The organism is Photorhabdus antumapuensis, assembly GCF_020387775.1.
Lineage (GTDB): Bacteria > Pseudomonadota > Gammaproteobacteria > Enterobacterales > Enterobacteriaceae > Photorhabdus > Photorhabdus antumapuensis.
Genome location: NZ_JAHZMK010000074.1, coordinates 1 through 6,732 on the forward strand (window position 1 = coordinate 1; position 6,732 = coordinate 6,732).

Here is a 6,732-nt window from a genome sequence, read left to right on the forward strand (position 1 = left end):
GCGCTTTTCCTGCGCAAACCAACGCCGGATGACCCGAAATTCGAATCGGCCACGCCGACAGGTGAAATCCAGCACTTCAGCACGGTTGTTTTTGCGGCTAATCTCCCGGAGTTTTTTTCCTGTCAGTGTCGGTAATTGTCGCGCCTGTCCATTTCGGGCGCTGACAATCAGGGGATTAAGCGATTGGCTTCCCCGAACGATTGATGCGCCGGCAAGATCTTAACCGAATGCCATTGGTACGCTGGAACCCCAGAAATTTCCGTAACCAAAAGCTAAAACCCGTCAGACCACGCCACATGTCGGATATCGAAATCCGTCACTGGCATCGCCTGTAGATGGAGGCCTGTGAAATGACCCCCAATAGTGAGAAAAAAAGATACTCGCTACCTATTTGCTTGTAATGATGTGATGGACGCTCCCTTTTCCAGATCTGTATCTGGTTAACGGATAACTCTGTCGCCTGGAACAAAAAAGTCTCACGGTAAAAATTGCTGGATACACTCTAGGCGTTTCCTCCCGATACATTTATTGCGATGAAGGTCTGTCAGAGTGCTCATTACTGGGGAAGAACGTTACAAGCCATGGGCTATGAAATCAGGCTTATCCCGGCGCAGCATGTCAAGGCACTTTGTAAAAATCAGAAAAATGATGCCAGTGATGCGCTGGCTATCTGTGAAACCGCCTGTCATCCCGGAATCCACTTTGTGCCGGTCAAAACCCTTGAGCAACAGGATATCAAAGCACTATGCAGTGCCCGACAACTTAGGGTGGAACAACGTACCGCACTGGTTAATCAAATCCGGGCGTTGCTCGCCTAGCAAGGGATCGTTATCCCTGTGGGCATTCAGCAACTCCGGCAGGCTTTGCCTGATATTTTGGATTCATTATCCTTTGTCCTCCGCCGTCTGCTCCATTCGCTACAGGAAGATATGCGGCGATTTGATGCCCGTATTCACGAAATAGATAAAGAAATTCAGGCAGTATCAAGCCAGCAATCAGGTTACTCCCACTGACTGACCATTCCCGGTGTGGGGCCATTGATTGGCGCGGCTTTTATCAGTGAAGTTAATGCAGAGCAATTCTCGCATGGCTGACAGCTCTTGGCCTAGTGTGGTCTGGTTCCACGCCAATACAATTCCGGGGAAAAAGCTGCCTGTCAGGCATGACCAAACAGGGTAACCGTCACCTGCAAACGTTAATCATTCATGGCGCCCGTGCAGTGATGCGCTGTTGTCAAAAACGCGATGATGGCTTGGGTGAGTGGCTGAGAAAATTGATTATCCGATGTAGAGTCATGAAAGCGACGGTCAACTTAGCCAACAAACTGGTTCGTATTATCTGGCGCATTTTGAAGGATGATGTTGATTTTATTCTGAAAAAATCCGTGAATTAAGAGGTTTCAAAAAGACGTTTTATTGGGTTTGCAAACACTGATGAGAAAACGGCTACCGCCCCTGTAATAACCTGTTGTTGACCAAGATAGTGACATACCTATGTAGTAATAAGGAAACAGGGCTCGGATGACACCATGGCACTGGCGATATCTTTAATCGTCGGTGCAAGGGAAGTGGCAAGAGTCATAGGTTGTTTAACCAAAGATTGATATCGACGGTTGAGCCAGGCATCAAGTCCGGCGATAGAAAAGTTGAAGGCATACTGAATATTAATACCATTTCTGACGAAAATTGTGTAGATACCTATGATCCTAGAGGCGGGCATGGTATGGACAAAACGTAGCACAATTAGGATCAGTTATTTAGGACAGCTCTTAAACTGATATGTACGAAGAGCAGCTTAAAAAAGCGTTACCTGCCTTAATTAAAAACATATAAATAAAGGTACAAAGGTAACGCTTAAATTATACTTACCATTCTCTCGAATAAATATTTGAAAGTTTTTTAGTCAATTCTGGGTTATTCACAACATCAATATTCTTTTTCTCATCATGTGCGGCAAGAGCACTATGAACGTCTTCATTTATATCACAGGCCAATGGAATAAGGTTCAACAATGATTCTGGGCATTCTTTAGCGGCTTTTTCAAGGATCACCTCATATAAAGAATTGTGAGACCTGAGTTATACATAGATTGCTCTAATGAAATATATTTTTCGATATTTTTACATCGAAATAATCATATTGAATTTTAATCAGAGATAGATAGAATGTTTATCATTATAATTAATCCAATTATTTATAAAGACTTCGCTTAATAGGATCTCCATTTTCATCAAAATATCTACTGGGCCAAATAACTGAAGGATGTATTCCGAGTTTGTCCGCAATAATTTTTTCTCCCTTAGACCATCGGCGAGCTAACGTATTTGATAGTGTTGATGAACTTAGTCCTGATTCCCGTGATAATGCGGCAAGTGTTGTGCCACGTTTACGCAATTCAGCAATAATATCTGCTGGATGCCAATCGTTTTGAGTTGATATCATATCGGCTTACTTCTCCCATTGGTTTATGATGATGATTTAAACAGGCTCCATGAGCCTGTGTTCATTTCTGGTGAACGAAATTTTTTCTACCAGAACCGTTATCAAAAGGGCGATAACAGACACACTGGCAAAAAATTTCTTACCAAGATCCATGAACACAGAACCATATACAATTTGAATATGTGACCAATTAAACACTCATTTATGAGTTTGAAAACTTATTCATTGTAAGAGCGTCGGATTGAATAATGGTTTTAGAAACCTTCTCAGGTTCATCCAGAAAATTACTAATCAAAGCACCGACAAAATAAAGCGTAGCAACGATACAAGTGACGCCACTTGCCCCCAGACTATTTATAAATAAACCAACAATAGCAGGGCCAATCACTACAGATAAACCCGTCCCTAAATTCAGTACTGACATGACAGCCCCTTTGTCTTTTTCTACCATATTAGCGGACATCGCATCCAACGGGATATAACCTGCGACACCCGCTCCCCAGCAAATTCCACATATGAGTACTATGGCGTAATTTGTTCCAACAAATTGTGGTGCAAAAAACAGAAGCAATGAAGCAACACCAGTCAGGACCCCGCCACACCAAATAATCGTCCTTTTATAACCTATTTTGTCTCCCACTATACCCCAGACCAAATTAAATAGAATATTACTCGTAAAAGCAGTTCCCCAAATGCTTAGCCACTGAGTTGTAGTAAAACCCTGAGAAATCATATATACCGGTAAATAAACAGGAAAAGCGTATTGAGAAAGTGAATTTATGATTCGAAGGATACAAGAAATAAATAGTTTTGGATATTCCTTAAGAATAGTTATCCCCTTCAAAACTTCCTTTATATTTTCAAGGGTATTATTGTTACTTTGGGGTTTAATGTTATCGTGATTGAGAACCAGAGCAAAAAAAGCGCCAATAATAATAAATATCAGTGTTGTCCATAATGTATTAATATGACCTAATTCTTCTACTGCCCAACTCGCATAAAAAGTAGCTAATACTTGCATTCCGCCTGAAAAAACAAAATAAAACCATCCATATGCTGTACTGAGTTTGACAACAGGACTTCTATAGGCAATCCACACTGAAAATGAGTAAGCAAATAGCGGATATCCGAAACCTTTAATGGCTTGTGCCATCAACAAAAGTGGATACGACATTTCTTTTAAGCCCAGGCTGACGAAACCTACGGTGCCAACAACACAAAAAATTGTGCCTAATAGCATGGTTCGTTTAGCCCCAAATGCCTCAAAAAATACGCCAGCAAACCAAGAAGATATGGCGACACTGATGCCGTAAATGCTAAATAGTGTGGAAACGTCCTGAATACTTAATCCATTATCTACCAGATAGGGGCTTAACCAACCTATTTCTATTCCATTACCAATCATAAAGGACAAAATACCCAAATAACCCCACGATAATGTACTGGGTATACCTATTCGTCCTAAAAAACCACTCGTATTCTGCTTCATTTCAAACCCTACAATTAAATATTTTTTCAGCATTCAAAATTTTTAAATACTTAGCTTAGTTTTACTTCACTATCAGACAGACGTTATATTGCAAACGTCTTTTGAATTTTTATAATCTATTGTGTATTCCAATTTGTACAACAGGTTGGCCTGTTCAGTTAAATTATTCCCCTGCAACATTATGATCGAACACGATATTTTCATCATAAAAGTAATTTAAAACGTTGTAATTTTTAAGTTAAAAAAATAGGTACTGCTGTTTTTGAAAAGTGTCAGTTTCCTGACTTTTCACGTGTAATTTCCAGATTTTTATCCAGATAATTAACCGTTATATCAGAAATATTCTATATGATGAAAGTCAATCTCCAGAAATTCAAACGTTATAACTATAAGCTTTAAATAAAGGACATCATTAGTCAAGCAGGAATTTTACAGTCTGATAACAAAATCTGCTTTTTGTGATAGCATTCCACTTTTTGGCAGCATTAATGTTAGTAACAAGCAGAGTACCTTTGAACATTAACTAGGCATTAGTGTGATGAAATTGTGAGTTTGACAACGTTGTAAATATATTTTACTCTCAAATCAATCAACAACACCTGTGTTGTTCCTCCTTTATTAGAGGAAAAGGATATACCAGTGATGACATATAACGCTAACAAACCTGTTACGATTAAATCTATTGCCAAAGAATTAAATATTTCGTTTTCAACAGTTTCGAAAGCACTGAACAACGATCCTGCTATTAAAGAAAAAACCCGACGGTTGGTTTTAAACAAAGCAAACGAGATGGGTTATATGCCAAATTCACTTGCAAAGGGGCTTCGCAGCCATTCTACCAAAACTGTTGCTGTTATTTTCAGCGATATCGAAAACCCTGTACTGGCCTACATTTTCTGTAAGATCCTGACCCAGATGGCGGAGCATGGATATACCACGATGATTTTTGATTCGCAGTTCAATGAAAATACAGAGCGTGCCAATATATTGACCGTCATGTCCAGACAAGTGGATTTTATTATTCTTGAGCCGACATCCATGAACACCGATAATTTACGTCTGTTATCAAAGATGCCCAACCGAATCACCCTTCAGGGTGTTCATTATGAAACAATGAATTGTCACCATGTTCATGTTGATTATGCGCATGGTGGTTACCTTGCTGCAAGGGAAATGCTGTCAAACGGACATAGAAACTGTCTGATTATCACAGAGTCATTATCATTTCCTACGAGTAAAGAGTTTGTATTAGGGATCGAACGGGCTTACAGCGAATATGGCATTCCGTTCAACAGGGATATGGTAAAAACAACCCATTCATCTATTACAAACGGATTTCAGGTTATTCAAGAATTATGGGATCACGACAAAAATACCTTTAGTCTCCCTATAACCGGGGTGTTAACTTTTGACGATATTCTGGCCTACGGAGTATACAAAGCAGCTATGCAGTATAATTTTAGAATACCAGACGATATCAGTGTGATTGGATTCGATGATAACCCAATTTCTGCTTTTTCCATGCCGCCTCTGACGACCATACACCTGCCTAAAGACAAAATGGCGGAAAACCATATTAATATTTTGCAATCAACGCTATTAAATGGGCGCACTGAAACACGTTTTTTTTCCACTGCGCCCACTTTGGTTGCCAGGGGCTCTGTACGCAATTTATTAGACAAGAAGAGATGTTAGCCTGATGAGTATCATAGCTATTGATTTAGGGACGACTAATATCAAAGTTTCTGTATATGACAAAAGTCTGGCCCCACTTAATACACTATCAGAAACTGTCAACTACAACCGCAACGGTGAACTTGTTGAATTTAATGTTGATCAGTACTTCATATGCATCAAAGAGATGATCAATAAAACGGCAGAAATTGGGAAAAGAGCAAATAACGAAAATATCATCCAAATTGTCCTGACCGGACAGGCTGAAACACTTATTTGGGGTAGTGACCAGCTACTCGGTCACCCAAAACCCCTTTATTGCTATACAAGCACATACTGCCAAACGGCACTTACTTCGTTGGCGGTTAATTTTATACAGAAACTTACGGTTTGGACGCCAATAACACAGTAAAATCGTAAGTTTATTTTCAAATACTCCTGCTGGTCCTATTTATGAGCCATCTTTTCGAGTGAGTTCATCAGAATTCACCATTATTAATTTTAATTATAGCTTTTACATGTTGTTTCGCGGCTTCTTTTGTTAAATGAATAACCCCCGATTGTAAATAATAATAATCAACATTATCATCTCTCCAGACAAAATACCCCACCCCGTCAGAACTTGCAGTGAAATATTTATCCCTCTCTCTTAACTCATAATCAATCGGCTTTGGAAAACTAATTTTACCGACTGTTATCATTTCAGGCCTACGGCGATATTTAAAATCAGGATTCCAGTTTGGGTGATGAAGAATATCTTCCCATAATTCATTGGAATCATCATACATTTCCCAAAGTAGCCAAGGTTTATCTGTTTTTTGACATTATTTAACTCTCCACTTAATAATCCAAGTTGGTAGCTTATTAGTCGAATCCGCCTTCATTGATTTAATGAGCTAATTAAGTAATTATCCATTTTCAAACACTACACTTAATTTTTCTACGATAAAAAATTATATCAAAATATTAATGATGACCCGGAATGGAATGTGTCGGTGTTTTATTTCATTACAATCTTCGCAAAACCTTGTCATTGTCGAAACAACTGAAAGTTAGCAACAGTACATACACTGAACCTTAAGTATTAAGCCTCTCGAAAATACCCTCCAACCCATTATTTTTATTGGA

At 39.2% G+C, this 6,732-nt stretch carries 6 protein-coding genes and 2 pseudogenes; 3 read left to right on the plus strand and 5 right to left on the minus strand.

Annotated elements, in window-relative coordinates; all coding sequences use genetic code 11:
• Positions 1 to 210, minus strand: a pseudogene (locus KZ793_RS21405) (IS4 family transposase); the annotation flags it as partial.
• A gap of 218 nt (positions 211 to 428) precedes the next feature.
• On the opposite strand from KZ793_RS21405, the pseudogene KZ793_RS21410 reads away from it, so the two are divergent.
• A pseudogene (locus KZ793_RS21410) lies at positions 429 to 1,393 on the plus strand (IS110 family transposase).
• A 98-nt stretch (positions 1,394 to 1,491) separates the two neighbouring features.
• Here the strand turns inward: KZ793_RS21410 and KZ793_RS21415 are convergent.
• The 3 genes from KZ793_RS21415 to KZ793_RS21425 form a co-directional block, all read right to left on the minus strand.
• Positions 1,492 to 1,740, minus strand: coding sequence for a hypothetical protein (locus KZ793_RS21415; RefSeq protein WP_225817133.1), 249 nt, complete (start codon positions 1,738 to 1,740; stop codon positions 1,492 to 1,494).
• Positions 1,741 to 2,189: 449 nt separating this feature from the next.
• On the minus strand, positions 2,190 to 2,441 hold the full coding sequence (locus tag KZ793_RS21420; protein ID WP_225817134.1) for a helix-turn-helix domain-containing protein: 252 nt from the start codon (positions 2,439 to 2,441) through the stop codon (positions 2,190 to 2,192).
• A gap of 202 nt (positions 2,442 to 2,643) precedes the next feature.
• Positions 2,644 to 3,930, minus strand: coding sequence for an MFS transporter (locus tag KZ793_RS21425; protein ID WP_225817135.1), 1,287 nt, complete (start codon positions 3,928 to 3,930; stop codon positions 2,644 to 2,646).
• Between the two features lie 642 nt (positions 3,931 to 4,572).
• Here KZ793_RS21425 and KZ793_RS21430 point away from each other — a divergent pair.
• Together KZ793_RS21430 and KZ793_RS21435 are read left to right on the plus strand one after the other, a co-directional pair.
• Positions 4,573 to 5,625: a LacI family DNA-binding transcriptional regulator gene (locus KZ793_RS21430; RefSeq protein ID WP_225817136.1), complete on the plus strand. Its 1,053-nt coding sequence runs from the start codon at positions 4,573 to 4,575 to the stop codon at positions 5,623 to 5,625.
• Between the two features lie 4 nt (positions 5,626 to 5,629).
• Positions 5,630 to 6,016 carry a hypothetical protein gene (locus KZ793_RS21435; protein ID WP_225817137.1) on the plus strand — a complete coding sequence of 129 codons (387 nt, stop codon included), beginning with the start codon at positions 5,630 to 5,632 and terminating at the stop codon, positions 6,014 to 6,016.
• Positions 6,017 to 6,083: 67 nt separating this feature from the next.
• On the opposite strand, the gene KZ793_RS21440 is transcribed toward KZ793_RS21435, so the two are convergent.
• Positions 6,084 to 6,392: a hypothetical protein gene (locus tag KZ793_RS21440; protein WP_225817138.1), complete on the minus strand. Its 309-nt coding sequence runs from the start codon at positions 6,390 to 6,392 to the stop codon at positions 6,084 to 6,086.
• Positions 6,393 to 6,732 lie beyond the last annotated feature (340 nt).

What these genes read in the sequence shown, in the direction of transcription:
- KZ793_RS21420 (WP_225817134.1), bottom strand. Translation starts at nt 2,441, where the DNA reads ATGATATCAACTCAAAACGATTGGCATCCAGCAGATATTATTGCTGAA.
- KZ793_RS21425 (WP_225817135.1), bottom strand. Translation starts at nt 3,930, where the DNA reads ATGAAGCAGAATACGAGTGGTTTTTTAGGACGAATAGGTATACCCAGT.
- KZ793_RS21430 (WP_225817136.1), top strand. Translation starts at nt 4,573, where the DNA reads ATGACATATAACGCTAACAAACCTGTTACGATTAAATCTATTGCCAAA.
- KZ793_RS21435 (WP_225817137.1), top strand. Translation starts at nt 5,630, where the DNA reads ATGAGTATCATAGCTATTGATTTAGGGACGACTAATATCAAAGTTTCT.
- KZ793_RS21440 (WP_225817138.1), bottom strand. Translation starts at nt 6,392, where the DNA reads ATGTATGATGATTCCAATGAATTATGGGAAGATATTCTTCATCACCCA.